Source organism: Streptomyces sp. NPDC012510, assembly GCF_042955065.1.
Lineage (GTDB): Bacteria > Actinomycetota > Actinomycetes > Streptomycetales > Streptomycetaceae > Streptomyces.
In genome coordinates, this window is record NZ_JBIBEN010000002.1 from 423537 (window position 1) to 440908 (window position 17372).

General features: G+C 70.6%; 14 protein-coding genes and 1 tRNA gene. 4 read left to right on the forward strand and 11 right to left on the reverse strand.

Going from position 1 to position 17372, the window contains the following annotated elements:
- Nucleotides 1-17 precede the first annotated feature (17 nt).
- The 3 genes from ACFY9I_RS04715 to ACFY9I_RS04725 all read right to left on the reverse strand — a co-directional run bounded on the left by ACFY9I_RS04715 (nucleotide 18) and on the right by ACFY9I_RS04725 (nucleotide 3575).
- Nucleotides 18-491 (reverse strand): hypothetical protein, encoded by a 474-nt coding sequence (locus tag ACFY9I_RS04715; RefSeq protein ID WP_390996637.1) that lies wholly within the window; start codon nucleotides 489-491, stop codon nucleotides 18-20.
- 153 nt (nucleotides 492-644) lie between these two features.
- Entirely contained in the window at nucleotides 645-1787 is a 1143-nt protein-coding gene (locus tag ACFY9I_RS04720; protein WP_390996638.1) for an SPFH domain-containing protein, read from the reverse strand.
- 87 nt (nucleotides 1788-1874) lie between these two features.
- Nucleotides 1875-3575, reverse strand: coding sequence for a peptidoglycan-binding protein (locus ACFY9I_RS04725; protein ID WP_390996641.1), 1701 nt, complete (start codon nucleotides 3573-3575; stop codon nucleotides 1875-1877).
- A gap of 212 nt (nucleotides 3576-3787) precedes the next feature.
- Here ACFY9I_RS04725 and ACFY9I_RS04730 point away from each other — a divergent pair.
- The 3 genes from ACFY9I_RS04730 (at nucleotide 3788) to ACFY9I_RS04740 (ending at nucleotide 8171) form a co-directional block, all read left to right on the forward strand.
- Nucleotides 3788-3864, forward strand: a tRNA-Lys gene (locus ACFY9I_RS04730).
- A gap of 375 nt (nucleotides 3865-4239) precedes the next feature.
- Entirely contained in the window at nucleotides 4240-6237 is a 1998-nt protein-coding gene (locus ACFY9I_RS04735; RefSeq protein ID WP_390996643.1) for a glycosyltransferase family 2 protein, read from the forward strand.
- A complete protein-coding gene (locus tag ACFY9I_RS04740) occupies nucleotides 6234-8171 on the forward strand; it encodes a galactose oxidase-like domain-containing protein (RefSeq protein WP_390996646.1) in 1938 nt (645 codons plus the stop codon). The genes ACFY9I_RS04735 and ACFY9I_RS04740 overlap by 4 nt, the downstream gene beginning before the upstream one ends.
- A 223-nt stretch (nucleotides 8172-8394) precedes the next feature.
- On the opposite strand, the gene ACFY9I_RS04745 is transcribed toward ACFY9I_RS04740, so the two are convergent.
- The 6 genes from ACFY9I_RS04745 to ACFY9I_RS04770 form a co-directional block, all read right to left on the reverse strand.
- The gene (locus ACFY9I_RS04745; protein ID WP_390996649.1) at nucleotides 8395-9429 is read right to left on the reverse strand and encodes a glycoside hydrolase family 6 protein; all 1035 of its coding nucleotides are present in this window, start codon (nucleotides 9427-9429) and stop codon (nucleotides 8395-8397) included.
- A 195-nt stretch (nucleotides 9430-9624) separates the two neighbouring features.
- Nucleotides 9625-10323 carry a class F sortase gene (locus ACFY9I_RS04750; protein WP_390996652.1) on the reverse strand — a complete coding sequence of 233 codons (699 nt, stop codon included), beginning with the start codon at nucleotides 10321-10323 and terminating at the stop codon, nucleotides 9625-9627.
- Between the two features lie 9 nt (nucleotides 10324-10332).
- Nucleotides 10333-11112, reverse strand: a complete 780-nt coding sequence (locus ACFY9I_RS04755; RefSeq protein ID WP_390996655.1) for a hypothetical protein — start codon at nucleotides 11110-11112, stop codon at nucleotides 10333-10335.
- A gap of 157 nt (nucleotides 11113-11269) precedes the next feature.
- On the reverse strand, nucleotides 11270-12049 hold the full coding sequence (locus ACFY9I_RS04760; RefSeq protein ID WP_390996657.1) for an HAD-IIA family hydrolase: 780 nt from the start codon (nucleotides 12047-12049) through the stop codon (nucleotides 11270-11272).
- Nucleotides 12050-12207: 158 nt separating this feature from the next.
- Nucleotides 12208-13131 carry a cell wall protein gene (locus ACFY9I_RS04765; RefSeq protein WP_390996659.1) on the reverse strand — a complete coding sequence of 308 codons (924 nt, stop codon included), beginning with the start codon at nucleotides 13129-13131 and terminating at the stop codon, nucleotides 12208-12210.
- A 216-nt stretch (nucleotides 13132-13347) separates the two neighbouring features.
- Nucleotides 13348-14499 (reverse strand): ROK family protein, encoded by a 1152-nt coding sequence (locus ACFY9I_RS04770; protein ID WP_390997025.1) that lies wholly within the window; start codon nucleotides 14497-14499, stop codon nucleotides 13348-13350.
- 70 nt (nucleotides 14500-14569) lie between these two features.
- On the opposite strand from ACFY9I_RS04770, the gene ACFY9I_RS04775 reads away from it, so the two are divergent.
- Nucleotides 14570-15655 carry a Gfo/Idh/MocA family oxidoreductase gene (locus ACFY9I_RS04775; RefSeq protein WP_390996662.1) on the forward strand — a complete coding sequence of 362 codons (1086 nt, stop codon included), beginning with the start codon at nucleotides 14570-14572 and terminating at the stop codon, nucleotides 15653-15655.
- 90 nt (nucleotides 15656-15745) lie between these two features.
- Here the strand turns inward: ACFY9I_RS04775 and ACFY9I_RS04780 are convergent, their stop codons facing one another.
- Both ACFY9I_RS04780 and ACFY9I_RS04785 read right to left on the reverse strand, forming a co-directional pair.
- A complete protein-coding gene (locus ACFY9I_RS04780) occupies nucleotides 15746-16414 on the reverse strand; it encodes a class F sortase (RefSeq protein WP_390996668.1) in 669 nt (222 codons plus the stop codon).
- A gap of 171 nt (nucleotides 16415-16585) precedes the next feature.
- The gene (locus ACFY9I_RS04785) at nucleotides 16586-17098 is read right to left on the reverse strand and encodes a sortase (protein ID WP_390996671.1); all 513 of its coding nucleotides are present in this window, start codon (nucleotides 17096-17098) and stop codon (nucleotides 16586-16588) included.
- Nucleotides 17099-17372: the final 274 nt, after the last annotated feature.

The following is a 17372-nucleotide window of genomic DNA, read 5'->3' on the forward strand; positions in this document are numbered from 1 at the left end:
CCGTCAGTTGAGGAGGGTCACGGCAGCGCCGGGAAGGAGGTGTCCGTGGAGAACTGGTGGACGGTGACCATGAAGAAGACGCAGAACGCGAACGCCACCCCGAGGAAGGCCAGCAGGCCGAAACCGGCCGCGGCCTCCTTGACCCGCCGGCCGGGCGCGTGGGCCGTGGCGACCACGTTCGGGCCGTCGGTGTAGTACACGGTCACGAAGTCGCCCTCGACCGTCGTCATCGGCCCGCCCTCCTCCTCGAAGCGGATGGCGCTGCCTTCACGGGTCCTGAACTCGTAGACGTGGTGGATCGTGGTGCGCACGCGGCTGTGCTCACCCATGCTCTCGCTGACCGTCGTGAACGTCTTCAGGCAGCGCGCCTCGGCCGTCAGCCCGCTGTTCCAGGCGCTTCTGATCCGCAGCCAGCGGCTCACCACCCGGTACGCCATGAAGGCGATGAAGGTCATCATGACCACGGGAATCAGGTAGAAGAAAACGTCCATGAAGTCCCCCGGAGTTCGGCGACCGCCCTGGTCGGTGGCGTGTGGGGAACGTACCCGTGTGGAGGCCCCGCACAGCTCAAGGGATCCTCAGAACTCGCGGGGCCGGGCGGGGAGCCGCTCACAAGGACGCGTCCCTGTCCGGTCAGCGGTTCACTAGGACACGTCGCGCCGCCCCGTGTAGAAGGCCACCGTCAGGTCCTTCACCAGTGCCCTGCGTTCGTAGTCGTCGAGTTCGACCAGGCCGCGCATGGTCAGCCGGGTCACCGTGTCCTCGACCGAGTCGACGACGGAGGTGAGCACGGTGTCGCGGTGCCGGGCGTCGAGCGCGGCGATCCGGCGGCGCTGCATCACCTCCGCCACCTCGGGCGCGTACTCGATCCGGGTCGGCTGGACGGAGAACACCTCCAGGCCGACGGGCGCCGTGTCCGCCACCACCTGCCGGGTCAGGGCCTCCCCCACCGCCTCCGTGTTGCGCAGCGTCGTGCCCCTGACCAGCGCGCCCGGCGCCGCGTCGGCCGGCAGCCGCGACACCACCCGGGAGACCGCCGCCTCCACGCACTCCTGCAGATACCGCTCATGCTCCTCGGTCCCGAGCAACGCCCGTGCGGTGTCCTTGACCCGCCACACCACGAGTACGACGACCCGCAGCGCGACCCCGTCGGCGTCGACGGCCGCCATGGGCTCGCTCCGCCAGTGCCGCAGCCGTACGTCGGCCCGGCGGCGCAGCACGAGCGGGTTCACCCAGAGCAGGCCGGTACGGCGGACGGTCCCCCGGTACCGCCCGAACAGACCGAGCACCCAGGCCCGCCCGGTCCGCCCCCGCGCGAGGCCGCCGAACCCGAACAGCGTCAGGGCGCCCGCACCGGCGTACGCGGCCCAGTGCGCCGGTCCGGGTCCCGCCCCCGCGTACACGACCGGCAGTCCGAGCGCCCGCACCGCGAGCCCCGGCAACACCCCGGCCCACCACGAGGTCAGTACACAACCGGCCACCCCGCACACCCCGCCCAGCACGCCCACCGCCCCAGGCACCACCCGCGCCGGCCGCTCCACCAGTTCCGGGTCCGCCTCCACGGTCGGCCGCGCCTTCACCGTCCCCGGGCCCCGCCGCACCCTCGGCTGCTCCCCGGTTCCCCGCCGCCGGCCCACGACCGCGGGCGTGACCGGCAAGGACACCGGGTCCGGGTCGTCCCGGAAGAGCAGATGGACGGGGATCTCGGTCGTCGCCTCGTTCTGGATGAGCCTGGCGGGCCGCGCGGCCCCTTCCGGCTCCGGTGTGTGTGAGGTGGTCGTACTCATACGTGCCTCCATGCCTCCGCGCAGGAAGAACCGTGGTGAGAGTGGTGGGCCGGGGTGGGGTTGCGCGCGTCAGCACAAGAGGCGGCGTCATGAGAAGAGGCGGCGCCAGGTCTCCGGGCCCGGGTAGCCGTCCGCCGCGCCGCCGCGCCAGCCCTGGGACCGCTGGAACGCCTCCACGTTCCGCCGGTCCGCCTCGCCCCAGCGCGGCCCCGGCCCCGAGGTGTAGTACTTACCGAACCCCTTCTTGACCAGCTGCTTCCCCAGCCGGGTGACATGGGCGTTGTTCGCCCCCGGCCGGAACATCCCGCGTCCGGGATAGCCGAGGACACCGTGCGAGGTGGACGCCCCGGACGAGGCCGACGCCGGTGGCGACGTGGGCCGACCTAGCCTCCCGGACGAGGCGGGCCTCCCGGACGAGGCAAGCCCCCTGGAGACGTCGGATGTCCGAGGCTTCCCCGATGCGTCGGACGGGCCGGAGGACGGGCCGGAAGACGGGCCGGTGGACGTACCGGAGGCCGCGTCTGAGCCGCCGAACCCGCCCGCCCCGCCGAACCCGCCCGCCCCGCCGAACCCGCCCGCCCCGCCGAACCGGCCCGGTGCCACCGGCAGCCGGTGCACGACCGCCGACTCGGGTGCCAGGAGCTTCCCTCGGTGGCCCGGGCCCTCGGCCGGTGGGATGTCGTTGCCGCGTCCCGTCACCAGGTACGACCAGGTCAGCGGCCCCGGGATACCGTCCGCGTCGGGGCCCGACCAGCCCTGGGCCCGCTGGAACGCCCGGGTGGCCCTGCGGTCGGCGTCGGACCAGACCGGTCCCGGTCCGCCGGTGTAGAAGCGGGCCCCGCCGCGCTCCACCAGCATCTGTCCCAGCCGGGTGACGTACTCGTTGTTGGCGCCGGGACCGAAGGCCCCGGCGCCGGGGAAGCGGCCACCACCCGACGGTCCGACGGAGCCCTTCGCTCCCGGGCTCTGCGGCGGGCCGTCGGAGGAGCCGGAGTCGACGGAGACTTCCGGCCCCTCGTCCGGCGCCCCGGCGACGTCCTCGATCAGCCCCTTGTAGCGGTACGGCACATACCGGCTCGCGTTGTTCCAGTAGCCGTACGGGGTGGCCTGCCCGCGGGCGTACGGGCGGGTCGACTCGTAGGCGAGGTAGTGGGTCTCGGCGTCGTCCGTCCAGCCGCCGAAAATGACGACGTGCGAGCCCTCGCGGGGGTCCTTCGGATTGTGGAAGAGGAGCATGTCACCCGGCCGCAGTCGGTCTTTCGAAATGCGCCGAGCGAACCTGTCGAGGCTTCCCGTCCATTCGTTCCCGGGAAGGTTCCAGGCCATCGAGACGAACCCCGAGCAGTCCTGCCGATAACCGTCCGACCAGTACTCGCTCATGCTGTACGGCACCTCGGCGGCGATCCACGCCTTGGCCCGCCGGATGATCTCGGCGCGGGTGGTGGGCGGTGTCCTCACCGTGGTCGACGGCTTCTCCCCCGGCGCCGGCCGACCGGCCGGGCCGTGCAGCGGCGCGATCTTCCCTTGCGGGGTCCTGGGGTACTCACCTGTGGGAACGCCACGGAGGTGGGCCGAGCCGTGGGCCGCCGCGACCGCCGGTACGGCGTGCCCCGCGCCGAGTGCGACACCGGCGGCGGCCACCACGAGCGCGTTCCTGGCCGTCCTGGCCGCCGGGTGACCCAGATGGGCGTACTGGGCCGAATACGGCATGGCATGCCGCCAGTGGACACAGCCGGGGCATTCACAATCGCCCCCCGGATCGATCTCCTCGAATACCGGAGTCTCCATGCGATTCCCCTCGCGAACCGACCGAAGAATTCCACGTTTCCGCACGCCCGCCAGTTTCTCAACTGTCCTCCGATATCGCATGCTGACGGTCCGAATGATGTACGGCGGCGGGTCACGCTCCTCCGGCGCAGCCCTCGGAGGGGGCGCGTCACGTGCCGGACGGGGCCGCGTGGTCAGGAGCACCCCCACCCCTCCGGTAAAGTTCTCTTCGCGCGCCGCTAGCTCAGTTGGTTAGAGCAGCTGACTCTTAATCAGCGGGTCCGGGGTTCGAGTCCCTGGCGGCGCACCATACGGAGAGGCCCCTCGCGAACGCATCGCGAGGGGCCTCTCCTCTGCGTACGTCACCCCCTGCGCTTCCCCCCTCGCCCCCTCACTCCCCTCTCCTCACGGATCCTCCACCGATGCCCCGTTAATAGGCGCCTTGGGCGTTTTGCGTAGCCCCGGGGTGGGGATCTTAGGCCCTCGTCGGCCCCTACGAGGCACCCGTTCCCGAACAGATGCCTGGGAGGCCTCAATGCAACCGGAAACTCGTCGCGCCGTGTCTCCATGGTGTAGATCACATGGTGACGATGACCCACTGATGTGTCCGTAAGGGTCGAGGGGGACCCAAACGGATGAAAGACCGACGAACACACACTCGAAGTGTGTGCGGGGGGAATGACTCATGACGTCGACGCCGACGGGCGCCCGGCACCACCACGACCCGTCCGAGACGACCCGACCCAAGGTGCCGTCGCACCGGACCGGAGCCTTCCGAAAGCTCAAGAAGACCCTTCCCAGATACGACTACGAGCACTACAGCCGCCTCGCCGGACCTCTCACCCAGCCGGACCCGACCAAGCCCTACACGGTGCGGTACCGCTCCCTGATCTCCCAGGAGCCGCACCGTCTGCGCGTCGCCCTGATGCTGGCCGCCGCACCGCTGCTCTCCCTGGTCCTGCTCGCCTGGCTGCTGCAGCAGGAGCACTGGACCAAGCGGGACTACGTCGAGTACGAGTTCCTGCCGGCCCTCGACATGGTCATGCTGGTCTCGATCGGCCTGATCGAGTTCTTCCGCTGCATGAACGTGCTGTCGAACGCGCACGCCACCCTGGTCGCCCGCGACCCGATCCCGGTGGTGCCCGAGACCGGCACCCGGGTCGCCTTCCTCACCTCCTTCGTGCCCGGCAAGGAACCACTGGAGATGGTGACGAAGACCTTGGAGGCCGCGGTCAGGCTCCGTCACCGCGGGCTGCTGCACATCTGGCTCCTCGACGAGGGCGACGACCCGGAAGTGAAGGCGGTCTGCGCGCGCCTGGGCGTGCACCACTTCTCCCGCAAGGGCATCGCGAAGTGGAACCAGCCCAAGGGCCCGCACCGCGCCAAGACCAAGCACGGCAACTACAACGCCTGGCTGGACGCACACGGCGACGACTACGACTTCTTCGCCTCGGTCGACACCGACCACATCCCGCTACCCAACTACCTGGAGCGGATGCTCGGCTTCTTCCGCGACCCGGACATCGGCTTCGTCATCGGCCCCCAGGTGTACGGCAACTACGACAACTTCGTCACCAAGGCCGCCGAGTCCCAGCAGTTCCTGTTCCACGCGCTGATCCAGCGCGCCGGCAACAAGTACGGCGCCCCCATGTTCGTCGGCACCTCCAACGCCGTACGGATCAAGGCGCTCAAGCAGATCGGCGGGCTGTACGACTCGATCACCGAGGACATGGCGACCGGCTTCGAGATCCACCGCCACAAGAACCCGGCGACGGGCAGGAAGTGGCGCTCGGTGTACACCCCGGACGTGCTCGCGGTGGGTGAGGGACCCAGCGCCTGGACGGACTTCTTCACCCAGCAGATGCGCTGGTCGCGGGGGACGTACGAGACGATCCTCAAGCAGTACTGGAAGGGCTGGTACTCGCTGCCGCCGACCAAGCTCTTCAACTACACCATGATGATCATCTTCTACCCGATGTCCGCCCTCAACTGGATTCTCGCGGCACTGAGTTGCGCCCTGTTCCTGGGCCTCGGCGCGTCGGGCGTGAACATCGACCCGGTGGTGTGGCTGATGCTCTACGGGAACGCCTCCGCGCTCCAGATAGGCCTGTACGTCTGGAACCGCCGGCACAACGTCTCCCCGCACGAGCCGGAGGGCTCCGGCGGTGTGGCCGGCATGGTGATGTCCGCGCTGTCCGCGCCGCTCTACGCCAAGGCGCTGATCGATTCGGCCCTGCGCCGCAAGAGCAAGTTCGTGGTCACGCCCAAGGGCGACTCGGCGAGCCCCGACAGATGGTTCGGCACCTTCCGGTACCACTGGTACTTCATCGTCATCTTCGCTGCCTCGATCGCCGCCGGTTTCGTCTTCGGCAACGCGCACCCCGCGATGATCATCTGGGCCACGTTCGCCATGATGATCACTGCCCTTCCCATCGTCGCCTGGCGCTACATGCTGAGCCAGGACAGGAAGAAGACCGCCGCCGCGGCCGAACCGCAGGGGTCCAGGGGGGCGCCGCCCCAGGCGGCTCCCGCGCCCTTCGCGCCACCCCACACACCGCACGCCCCCCACGCGCCGCACGCTCCTCAGCACAAGCCGAGCTGGGCGGCGTCCGGGTCGGGCGGCGGGGGTAGCGACCAGACCATGCAGATCGCCCTGGGCGGACTTGGGGGACGTAAGGAATGAAGGACCGTGCAGGCCGCCGCCGCGCCCGGCGCCTCGCGATCGGCGCGACGGTGGTCCTCGCGCTCGGCGGGATGAACGGGCCGTGGGTGTACCGCTTCAGCACCGAGAAGTACCACCAGTACAAGATCAACCAACCCGAGTACAAGGCCGACAACGGGCACTGGCAGATCGTGGAGTTCCCCGAGAAGTACCGGCAGAACACCATCCACGCCGCCCTGTTGCACACCGGCAAGGTGCTGTTGATCGCGGGCTCCGGCAACGACGCCGACAACTTCGACGCCAAGAAGTTCGACACCCGCGTCTGGGACCCGGTGAAGCAGACGATCAAGCGCGTGCCGACCCCGGCCGACCTGTTCTGCACGGGGCACACCCAGCTCTCCAACGGCAATCTGCTGATCGCGGGCGGCACCAAGCGCTACGAGAAGCTGAAGGGTGATGTCACCAAGGCCGGCGGCCTGATGATCATCCACAACGAGAACCCCGACAAGGGGATGAGGCTGAAGGCGGGGACCAGATTCGTCGGCAAGGCGAACGGCAGGACGTTCGTCCTCAAGGACACCGTCGAACTCAAGAAGGCCGTCAAGACCTTCGACCCGGACACGGGGAAGTTCACCGGCAACGAGCCGGGGATCGCGCGGGCCTATGTCGAGGCCGAGAGGAGCGGCAAGAAGTACGAGACCGGCACCGAGGACAACTACCGGATCGTGGGCCTGGAGGGCGCCGACGCCCGCAACACCTACGGCATCGCGCAGAAGCTCGCCCTCGACAAGAAGGACTTCCAGGGCATCAAGGACGCCTACGAGTTCGATCCGGTCGCCGAGAAGTACATCAAGGTCGACCCGATGAACGAGGCCCGCTGGTACCCGACGCTCACCACCCTGTCGGACGGCACGGTCCTGTCGCTGTCCGGCCTGGACGAGATCGGCCAGCTCGTCCCCGGCAAGAACGAGTTCTACGACCCCGCGACCAGGAAGTGGACGTACACCAAGGACATCCGGCAGTTCCCGACCTACCCGGCGATCTCCCTGATGCAGAACGGCAAGCTGTTCTACTCGGGCGCGAACGCCGGCTACGGGCCCGACGACATCGGCCGTGACCCCGGTATCTGGGACCTGAAGACCAACAAGTTCACCAAGGTTCCCGGCATGAGCGACAGCAAGCTGCTGGAGACCGCCGGGACGGTGCTGTTACCTCCGGCGCAGGACGAGAAGTACATGGTCATCGGCGGGGGCGGGGTCGGCGAGTCGGAGCGGTCCAGCAAGCGGACCCGGGTGATCGACCTGCTGGCCGAGGAGCCCCGGTTCGTGGACGGACCGCGCCTGGACAAGGGCACGCGCTATCCGCAGGCCTCGATCCTGCCCGACGACACCGTTCTCGTCTCCGGCGGCTCCGAGGACTACCGCGGCCGCGGCGACTCCGACATCCTTCAGGCACGGCTGTACGACGCGCGGACCGGGAAGATGCGACGGGTCGCCGATCCACTTGTCGGCCGCAACTACCACGCCGGGTCGATCCTGCTGCCGGACGGGCGGGTGGTGTTCTTCGGCTCCGACTCGCTGTACGCCGACAAGGCCAACACCAAGCCGGGGGAGTTCGAGCAGCGCATCGAGATCTACACGCCGCCGTATCTCTTCCGGGACGCGCGGCCGACGCTGTCGGGCGGGCCGAAGACGGTCGCACGCGGCGGGAAGGCGACGTTCGGTACGCGGGACGGGTCGTCGATCAAGTCGGCGCGGCTGATCCGGCCCAGTGCGTCGACGCATGTGACCGATGTGGACCAGAAGTCGATCGAGGTGGACTTCAGGACGGACGGTGACGACATCACGGTGACCGTGCCGAAGAATCGGAATCTGGTGCAGTCGGGGTGGTACATGCTGTTCGTCACGGACGACGCGGGGGCGCCGAGCGAGGCGCGGTGGGTGAAGGTCCCGTAGCACTGCGCCGGCGTTCGCCGGGTGCGGGTTCGGGCGCGGGTTCGGGCGCGGGTTCGGGCGCGGGTTCGGGCGCGGGTTCGGGTTCGGATGCGTGGGGGCTGGTGGAAAAGCAGGGGGCACAGCCCCTGCTTTTCCAGGGGCGCGGGGAACTGCGCGACCGGCCACGAACCGACCCGCGGCCGCCCGACTCTCCGCACCCCCACCCCATGAGGCGCCCGGCCACTCACTCAGACGCCTCGGCCAACTCCAGCGCGTACTCCGGCCACCACTGCCCCGCCTTGGGCCCGCCCTTGCACTCCCCGTCCGACTCCCCCGGCCGCTTCACCCACAGGTACGCGTCCACCAGCGCGTCCGCCGTCTTGGTCGTAGGTGTCTCCCCGAGCGCCCGCCCCGGCGGGTTGCACCACTGTTCGTCCTCGTCGCCCTCGGTCCAGGGCCCGTTGCCGTTGCGGCTGGTGTCGATGACGAACGGCTTGTCACCGACCTTCGAGGAGAGCTGCTTGCCGTACTCGATGGAGTCCTCGGTGGTGTAGAAGTTCGAGACGTTGACGGCGAACCCGTCGGCGTCCTCGACCCCGGCCCACTTGAGCGGCTCGGCGATCTCGTCGGCCTCGCTCCATCCCGCGTTGCCCGCGTCCAGATACACCTTCGTGTTCCTCAGCGCGCCGAGCTTGTCGATCGCGCCCTTGAGCAGGTCGTACCGCTCCTCGTGGAACTCGCCCGGTGTGCAGCCGTCCACCACGTGGAGGACCGCGTCGGGCTCCAGGACGACCGTGGCCGGACGGTCCCCGATGCCCCTGGCCACCCCGTCGATCCACGCCCGGTAGGCGTCGCCGTCGGCCGCGCCGCCGCCGGAGTACTGGCCGCAGTCGCGGTGCGGGATGTTGTAGAGGACGAGCACCGCGTCCCGGTCGGCCTTCTCGGCGGCCTCGGTGAAGCCCTTGGCCTCCTGCTCCGGGTTCTCCGGGCCGATCCACTCACCGGTCGGCTGCTGGGCGATCTTGCGGATCGCCTCGGCGTCCTTGTCCTGGCCGGCCTTCTCGTAGGCGGCGACCTGTGCCGCCGCGTTCCCCTTCGGGTTGACCCAGAACGGGTCCGTGCCGTTCGGCTGTTGGGTGATGTCGGGACCGGAGGCAGCCCGGCCCTTCCCGCCGCCACCGCCGCCACCGCCGTCTCCCCCGGAACAGCCGGCGAGCCATAACGCGACCCCCACCACCGCCACGGACGCCCGAAAACCGGCCCCCCTGCTGCCGTACATCCAACTCCCCCTTGGGTGCACCGTGCCAAAGCCCCAATCCTGACATAAGTCCCGCCTCGCCCCGAGGTCGTGGTCGCCTTGGCAGAGAACCTGTCGCCTCGTGACCGCGAGGGTGACCGCGAATGCCCGTACCGCTCCGGTTCATCGCCGTACGGTGCATCAGAAGCCCGCGTCACCAGGCGACATGGGCGGCGTTCAGGGGCCCGTTCCGCTCAGGTACGCGGAGACGACGACGTTCGCCGTGTAGGTGCGGCTCGTCCGGTCGAAGGTGCCGCCGCAGGTGACTAGGCGGAGTTCGGCGCGCCCCGACTGACGTACGCCGTACGCCTGTCGGGCGTCGAAGTGGTCACGGTCGATGACCTGGACGTCGTCCACGGTGAACTCGGCGATCCGGCCGTCGGAGCGGGCCACCCGGATCTTCTCGCCGATCCGCAGCGCGCTCAGTTTGTAGAAGACGGCGGGCCGGGTCTCGGTGTCGACGTGCCCCACGAACAGCGCGGTCCCGGGCGCCCCGGGTCGCGTACCGCGCGCGTACCAGCCGACGACGCCCGGCTGGTCGTAGGACGGCGGTTCGATCGCCCCGTCCCGGTCGAGGCCGCGCGCCACGACCGGTGCCTGCACCCCCATCGCGGGGATGTCCAGCCGGTTCGGCCGCGCTCCCGTCAACGGCGGGACGACAGGCGGAAGTTCGGCCTGTGCGGGCCGCCCGACCGCCGCCACGTCTCCGGTGGTCGGCGCGGACATGCCGTGGCGCACGTCGGTGACCTCGCGGCTCCACAGCCACAGGCCGAGCAGCAGCACGGCCCAGGCGACACCGGTGACGACGCGGCCGGTTCCGCTGCCGGACCTGGTCGCGGTCCCGCTTCCGTAGTCGGAGTAGTCCCGTCCTGACACGCTGACCCCTCATTCCGTGCGGCGGCCACGGCCCCGGCGCGCGCCCCGCGCCACGACCACCACCGCCGCGACCCCGGCCAGGACCAGTCCGACGACCGCGTGCGGGGTGCCGGGCCCGGTGTGCCGGGAGTCCATCGAGTTGGCTGGATCCTCGGACCCCTCCGTCCCCACCGCCCCCACCGCCCCCTCCGTCCCCACCGAGTCAGCCGCGTCGACCGCCGTGAGCCGTGCCGCCGCTCCGCCGCCGCCTGCGCGCACCGGCGCGACCGGGGAGGCGGGGGCCGATGACCGGGGAGAGGCGACCGGCTCGCCGGCCGGGAGCCTCGTGGCTGTCGTGGCTGTCGTGGCTGGAGAGCCGGTGGCCGAGGGACCGACGGCTGCAGGCTCGACGGCTGAGGGCTCGACGGCCGGGGGCCCGGCGCCTGCGGGCTTCCTGTCGCCGACCTTGACGGTGCCCTTGAGCTTGTCCTCCCTGCCGTCGCAGGTGATCCGTACGTCGTACGTGCCGGGTTCGAGCGAGGACCGTACGCGGGTCTCCCCGGCGAGCGTGCCGATGTCCTCGCCCGTGAGCTGGGTGAGCCGGGCGTCCGAGACGAACGCCTTCGAGACGGCCGTCCCCGACCTCCCGCCGCAGCCCTCGGCCCGCACCCGGATGTCGCTGCCGGGCGCCGGCGAGGCCGGCACCACCGAGACGCCCCCGGGGTCGGCCACTTGGGCCGGGGGTGCGGCCCCGGTCAGCGCGGCCGCGACCACCGCCCCGGCACAGAGAGTGAGTCGCAGTGAGCCCATGGTGAACCTCCAGTCACCTGAGACTCCCCCGCCGGGTGCCGGGGCGCATCCGGGGAGCGGCCTGGACTGCTCCGTTCGGGTGCCGGAGGGTTTAGAAGTGTTGAGGGTTCTAAGGAGTTTCCGCGAGGCTCGGGGGCTGTGCCCGGGGCGCGGTGGGTCAGATGCGGTCGACCAGGTCCGCGATCGAGTTCACGACCTTCGACGGGCGGTACGGGAACTTCTCGATCTGTTCGGGGGTGGTCAGGCCGGTGAGGACGAGGAAGGTCTCCATGCCGGCCTCGATCCCGGCGAGGACGTCCGTGTCCATGCGGTCGCCGATCATCGCACTGGTCTCGGAGTGCGCGCCGATCGCGTTCAGGCCCGTGCGCATCATCAGCGGGTTCGGCTTGCCGGCGAAGTACGGCTTCTGTCCGGTGGCCTTGGTGATCAGCGCGGCCACGGCGCCGGTCGCGGGCAGCGGGCCCTCGGTGGAGGGGCCGGTCTCGTCCGGGTTGGTGGCGATGAACCGGGCGCCGCCGTTGATCAGCCGTACCGCCTTCGTCATGGCCTCGAAGGAGTACGTGCGGGTCTCGCCGAGGACCACGTAGTCGGGCTGGTGGTCGGTGAGCACGTACCCGATGTCGTGCAGCGCGGTCGTCAGCCCTGCCTCGCCGATGACGTACGCCGTGCCGCCGGGCCGCTGGTCGTCCAGGAACTGGGCGGTCGCGAGGGCCGAGGTCCAGATGTTCTCCACCGGCACGTCCAGGCCCATGCGGGAGAGGCGGGCGTGCAGGTCTCGTGCCGTGTAGATCGAGTTGTTGGTGAGCACGAGGAAGGGGCGCCCGGACTCCCGCAGCTTCTTTATGAAGGCGTCGGCCCCGGGGATCGGCACGCCCTCGTGGATGAGCACACCATCCATGTCGGTGAGCCACGACTCGATGGGCTTGCGCTCTGCCATGTGCGATCTCCTGCCGTACGTCCGGGTCCGCCCCCACCCTAGTGAGCCCTGGCCGAAAAAAGCAGGCCGATCTTGGCCGCTGAGACCGCCGCTGAGCAGGGCGGGGAGGGGGCGGGGCAGACAGGCAGGCCCGGGGCGGGCGGCGGGTCCGAGGCGGGTCAGCTCAGGCGTCCGCGGACGGCTGCCATCAGTAGGCCGCCGGCGGCCATGAGGAGGAGGCCGGTGACGTACGGCAGTGCCTCCCGCATACCCGTTTCGGCCAGTTCGTCGGCGTGCGGCCGCTCGTCCGGCACGGCTTCACGGGCACCGTCGCCGCCGGCCTCCGCGTCGCCCCTGTCCCGCTTGCCGCCCGGGTCCTCTTTCCCTACCTCACCCGCACCCTCACCCTCACCAGGGCCGTCGCCCGCGCCCTCGCTCTCGCCCGAGCCCTCGCCCTCGCCTTCCGCCTCCCCCTCTCCCCTTTCTTCCGTCTCCTCGTCGCCGGTGATCCGGAAGCGGTAGTCGTTCGACTCGCCCACCCACTCGCTGTCGTCTCCGCGCCGCTCGACGACGGCCGCGTTCGCCACGACATCGTTCGGCACTGCCGCGTCGGAGGTGACGGAGAGGCGGACCCTGACGGTGAGAGTGCGGCCGGGCGGCACCGTGAATCCGGTGCCACCCCCGTCCCCGTCGCCGCCGAGTACGCCGACCAGCTCGTCCGAGTCGGTGCGTTCGAAGGTCACCGGCCGGGACGTGGTGCCCTTGGCGTCCTCGTAGAACTCCAACTGGGGCTGGCTCCGCCTCAGCGTCCGCTCGGAGTCGACCAGTACGACCACCGGGTGGATGTTCGCGCAGGTCCGGGAGGTGGTGTTGGTGAGGTCCAACGCCCAGGTGTGGAAGCCACCGCCGGCGACATAGGCGGTGGGCCCGCCATGGATACGGGTCCGGATGGGGAAGTCACCGCTGTCGGCACCGGCGCAGGTGGGCCGACGATCGTCCGCCGCGAGCGCGGGCACCGCGCCACTGCCGAGCGCCACGGCGGGACCACCGACAAGGGCGGCTGTGGAGCCGAGGACAAGGGTCAGGCGCGTACACAGTCGCATGAACACATGACCTAGCCATCTGTCCACGACAAGACACCCCGCAACGCCCCGGCCAACCGGAACAGAGCAAGCAAATCCGCTCGATCAGCGGAACGACGAGCTCTCACGCGGCCTCTCACCCGCCCTCCCGCTCACCCCATCCCCCGACTCACCCCGCCCCCAGCTCACCCCGTCCTCCCGCTCACCCGCCCCTCCCCGGTCACCCCGTCCTCCCGCTCACCCGTCCTCCCGCCCGAACAACGGCGCCAGCAACAACTGCGCCGCGCCCTCCGCGACCCCGGCCTCCCCGCCCCCGGCCACTCTCACCGGCACCGCCGGGTCCTCCCCCTGCCGCCGGGCCCAGTCGTCCAGCACGAACCCCACCCCCCGCAGGAACGCGTCGGGATGTGCCTCGATCGTCCGCCCTCCCAGCAGCACCAACTCGATGTCGAGCAGCCCCACGAGGTTCGCGGCCCCGGCCCCGAGCACCCTCGCCGCCTCGTCCACGTCCCCCCGCGCCACCGCCGCGAGGCACAACGCCTCGATGCACCCACGGCTGCCGCACTCGCACAACGGCCCGTCGAGTTGGACGACCTGATGCCCGAACTCCCCGGCCCGCGTCCGCGCGCCCCGGTGCACCGCGCCGTCGATCACGAGCCCGGCCCCCAGCCCCGTACCGAGATGGAGGTACGCGAAGGAGACATGCCCCTCGGCGACCGCCGCGAGCCCCAGCGCCGCCGCGTTGGTGTCCTTGTCCACCACCACCGGCATCCCCAGCCGCCGCGCCAACGCCGCCCGCAGCGGAAAGCCGTCCCACTCCGGGAACCCGGTCACCCGGTGCAGCACCCCGTGCAGATGATCGAGAGGGCCGGGGAGGGCGACCCCGACACCCAGGACGGGAAGGAGAGCGGCACGGGGGTCGGTGGTGACGGCGCCGCGCCCCTCACTCGCTTCCGCCAGCAGCGCCTCCACCTCCCGCGCCGCCCCCTCGACCACGGCATCCGCCCCGGCGCCCAGGTACAGCGGCGTCCGCCGCTCCCCCACCACCGCGCCGGTCAGATCGCAGAGCACGGCCGTCAGTTCGTCGCGGTCGAGGTGGAGGCCGACCGCGTGCCCGGCGTCGGGCACGAGCCGCAGTACGGTCCGCGGCTTGCCCCCGGTGGACGCCCGGTATCCCGCCTCGGTCACGAGACCGTCCGCCCGCAGCCGGGCGGTGATCTTGCTGACGGCCTGCGGGGTGAGCCCCGTCCGCTCGGCCAGTTCGAGGCGGCTTATCCCTGCTGCCCCGGCGATACGCAGCAGGTCGAGGACCAGCGCCCCGTTGTGGCTGCGCAGGGCGAGCAGGTTCACGCCGGTCACTCCCGCGGTACGCCCGCCGCCGTTGCCCATCCCGTTGCCGTTCACGCCTCCATTGTCCCTCGCGCTTGCACTTTGGCAACAGCGTTGCTTAAGTGGGGGAATGACAGGCACCAGCACAGGTAGGACCCTCCGTGTCGCCGTCGTCGGCTACGGCCTCGCCGGCTCCGTCTTCCACGCCCCGCTGATCGCCGCGACCGAGGGCATGACCCTCGACACGGTCGTCACATCGAACCCGGAGCGGCGGGCGCAGGCCCGCGCCGAGTTCCCGCAGGCGCTGTTCGCGGACACGGCGGACGAGCTGTGGTCCCGGGCCGAGGAGTTGGACCTGGTCGTCGTCGCCTCCCCGAACAGGACACATGTCCCGCTCGCGACGGCCGCCCTGGAGGCCGGTCTCGCGGTCGTCGTCGACAAGCCCGTCGCCGGTACGGCGGCCGAGGCGCGCGAGCTGGCCGCTCTCGCCGAGTCCCGGGGCCTGTTCCTCTCCGTCTTCCAGAACCGCCGCTGGGACAACGACTTCCTGACCCTTCGGCAGCTCCTCGCCACCGGCGAGCTGGGCGAGGTCCGCCGCTTCGAGTCCCGTTTCGAACGCTGGCGCCCCGCGCTCAAGGGCGGCTGGCGCGAGTCCGGCGACCCCGCGGAGATCGGAGGTCTCCTCTACGACCTCGGCAGCCATGTCGTCGACCAGGCCCTCACCCTCTTCGGCCCCGCCACCCTCGTGTACGCCGAGTCCGACCTGCGCCGCCCCGGTGCCGAGACGGACGACGACACGTTCATCGCCGTCACCCACGCGAGCGGCGTCCGCTCCCACTTCTACGCCTCCGCAGTCACCCCCCAACTGGGCCCGCGCTTCCGGGTCTTGGGCTCCGAGGCGGGTTACGTGAAGTACGGCCTCGATCCCCAGGAAGCGGCCCTGCGCGAGGGCGAGCGCCCGGCGCCCGGCGCGTCCTGGGGCGTGGAGCCCGAGGACCTCTGGGGTCGCGTCGGCGCCGGCGACTCCCCGCTGACCGGCGGAGGCCGCCCCGTCCCGACCCTCCCGGGCGACTACCCCGCGTACTACGCCGCCGTGGCCGCCGCCCTGCACGGCACCGGCGACAACCCGGTGACCGCGCACGAGGCCGCCGCCGCGCTGGAGGTACTGGAGGCGGCGCGCAGGTCGGCGGCCGAGGGCGTGACGGTGCGACTGTGACAACCGACGCCTGACCCAAAGTCGAAGGGGCTCGTGCGGTCGGAGGCAGGCCGGACGGACCTCGGCCTGCTCAGCGGCACCGCCGTCGTTCTACACCGCGGTCAACGTCGCGTAGACCACGACATTTCCCTGGTAGCCGGTTTCTTCGGCGTATGGCCCCCCACAGGTGATCACGCGCAGTTCGGGCCGGTGGGAGCTGCCGTAGACCTTCTCATCCGGAAACGCCTCCTTGTCGTAGAGCTCCACTGCGTCGACCGTGAAGACGGCTGTCCGCCGGTCCGCCCTGATGATCTCGATGGTGTCGCCCTTGGCCAGTGCTCCGAGGCGGTGGAAGACTCCGGGGCCTTGCGGCGTGTCGACATGTCCCGCAGTGACGGCTGTCCCGACTGAGCCAGGAGGTGTACCGGCGCCGTACCACCCGGCAAAGCCGGGCAGACCAGCCGATGGCGGGCGCAGTGCTCCTGTTTCGTCGAGGCTCAGTTCCGTCATGGGGGCGTTCACGCCGATGGCGGGGATTCGCATCCGGACCGGAGCCGACGGGGGCAGCGTCGGCCCGGAGGGATCCCGGGTCGAGGCGGCGCTGCTGGGGCCGGGTGGCACGGAGGAGGAGAAGGACTGCGCGGTCGGAGGTTGCGGAGGCTGTTCGCCCCGGAGCGCCGTGATCACCAGCACCAGGCCCGCCAGTAGAGCGTAGGCGAGAAATTTGGCGGAGGGGGCGGACGGGGGAGAAGGATCGACGGGCTCGTACCTCGGTTCCATCGCAGTGGAGCCTCCGCGTCGCGGCCGAAGTGAGTGAAGGCGGGATGCCCCCCTGCCCCGGACACGGCCTGGGCCTGAGGCCTGGGGCTGGGCCTAGGCCTGGGCCTGGGGCTGGGCCTGGGCCTGGGCCTGAGGCCTGGGGCCTGGGGCCTGGGCCGGCAGGGCAGAGCGTCAGACGCGGGCGCCAACCGGGCGGCGGCGCATCTTGATCGCGCCGCCGACGGCGGCTCCGGCGAGCAGCACCGTACCGAGGGCGAGTTGCGTGCCCTTGTCGTTCGCCGCCCCGAAACCAGCGTCGACCGCGCCGCTGGGGTTGCCGGTGCCGACCCAGTGTGTGCCCGTGATCTTGACTCGCGGCGGGCACTTCAGGGTGATGGTGTAACCGCCGGCCGCGGTGCCGTCCGGCACCTTGAACTCGCCGGTCAGTACACCCTCCCCGTCGCCTGGGAGGAGGTGGAACTTGCCTCCTGCCTCAGACTCGCCCTTCCCATAGATCTCCGAGCCACAGGCCCTGGTGCTGACCGTGACGGTGGAGCCTGGGGTGGCGTGGCTCGGGCTGATGTGCATACCCGGATCACCGGTGGGCTCGTTCGTGGCTGCCGCGGCTGGGCTCGAGAGGCCGACGGTACCGAGAACGAAACCGATGCCGATGCCGATGCCGGCGCCCGCACACTTGATACGCATGAAGTTCCTCCGAGAAGCAGTGGCCGGCCGGAGCGCGCGGCGCCTTGTTGTGCTGCTCATGAGGAAACCGACAGACAGTCAGGGCTGCAACACGCATACGGACAGATGGGCCATCCGGCCAAGCCCAGCGACCGCACCGCTTTGATCATTTACGCAGGTGAGCGCTTATGAGGGCGAGGAGGGAAGAACCCACCGCACGGGCGACGAAGGGGCCGGCACCCGCTCTCGAGGTGATCTTGAAAAGTGCGGGACGCCCTGTGGCTGCCACTGCCGT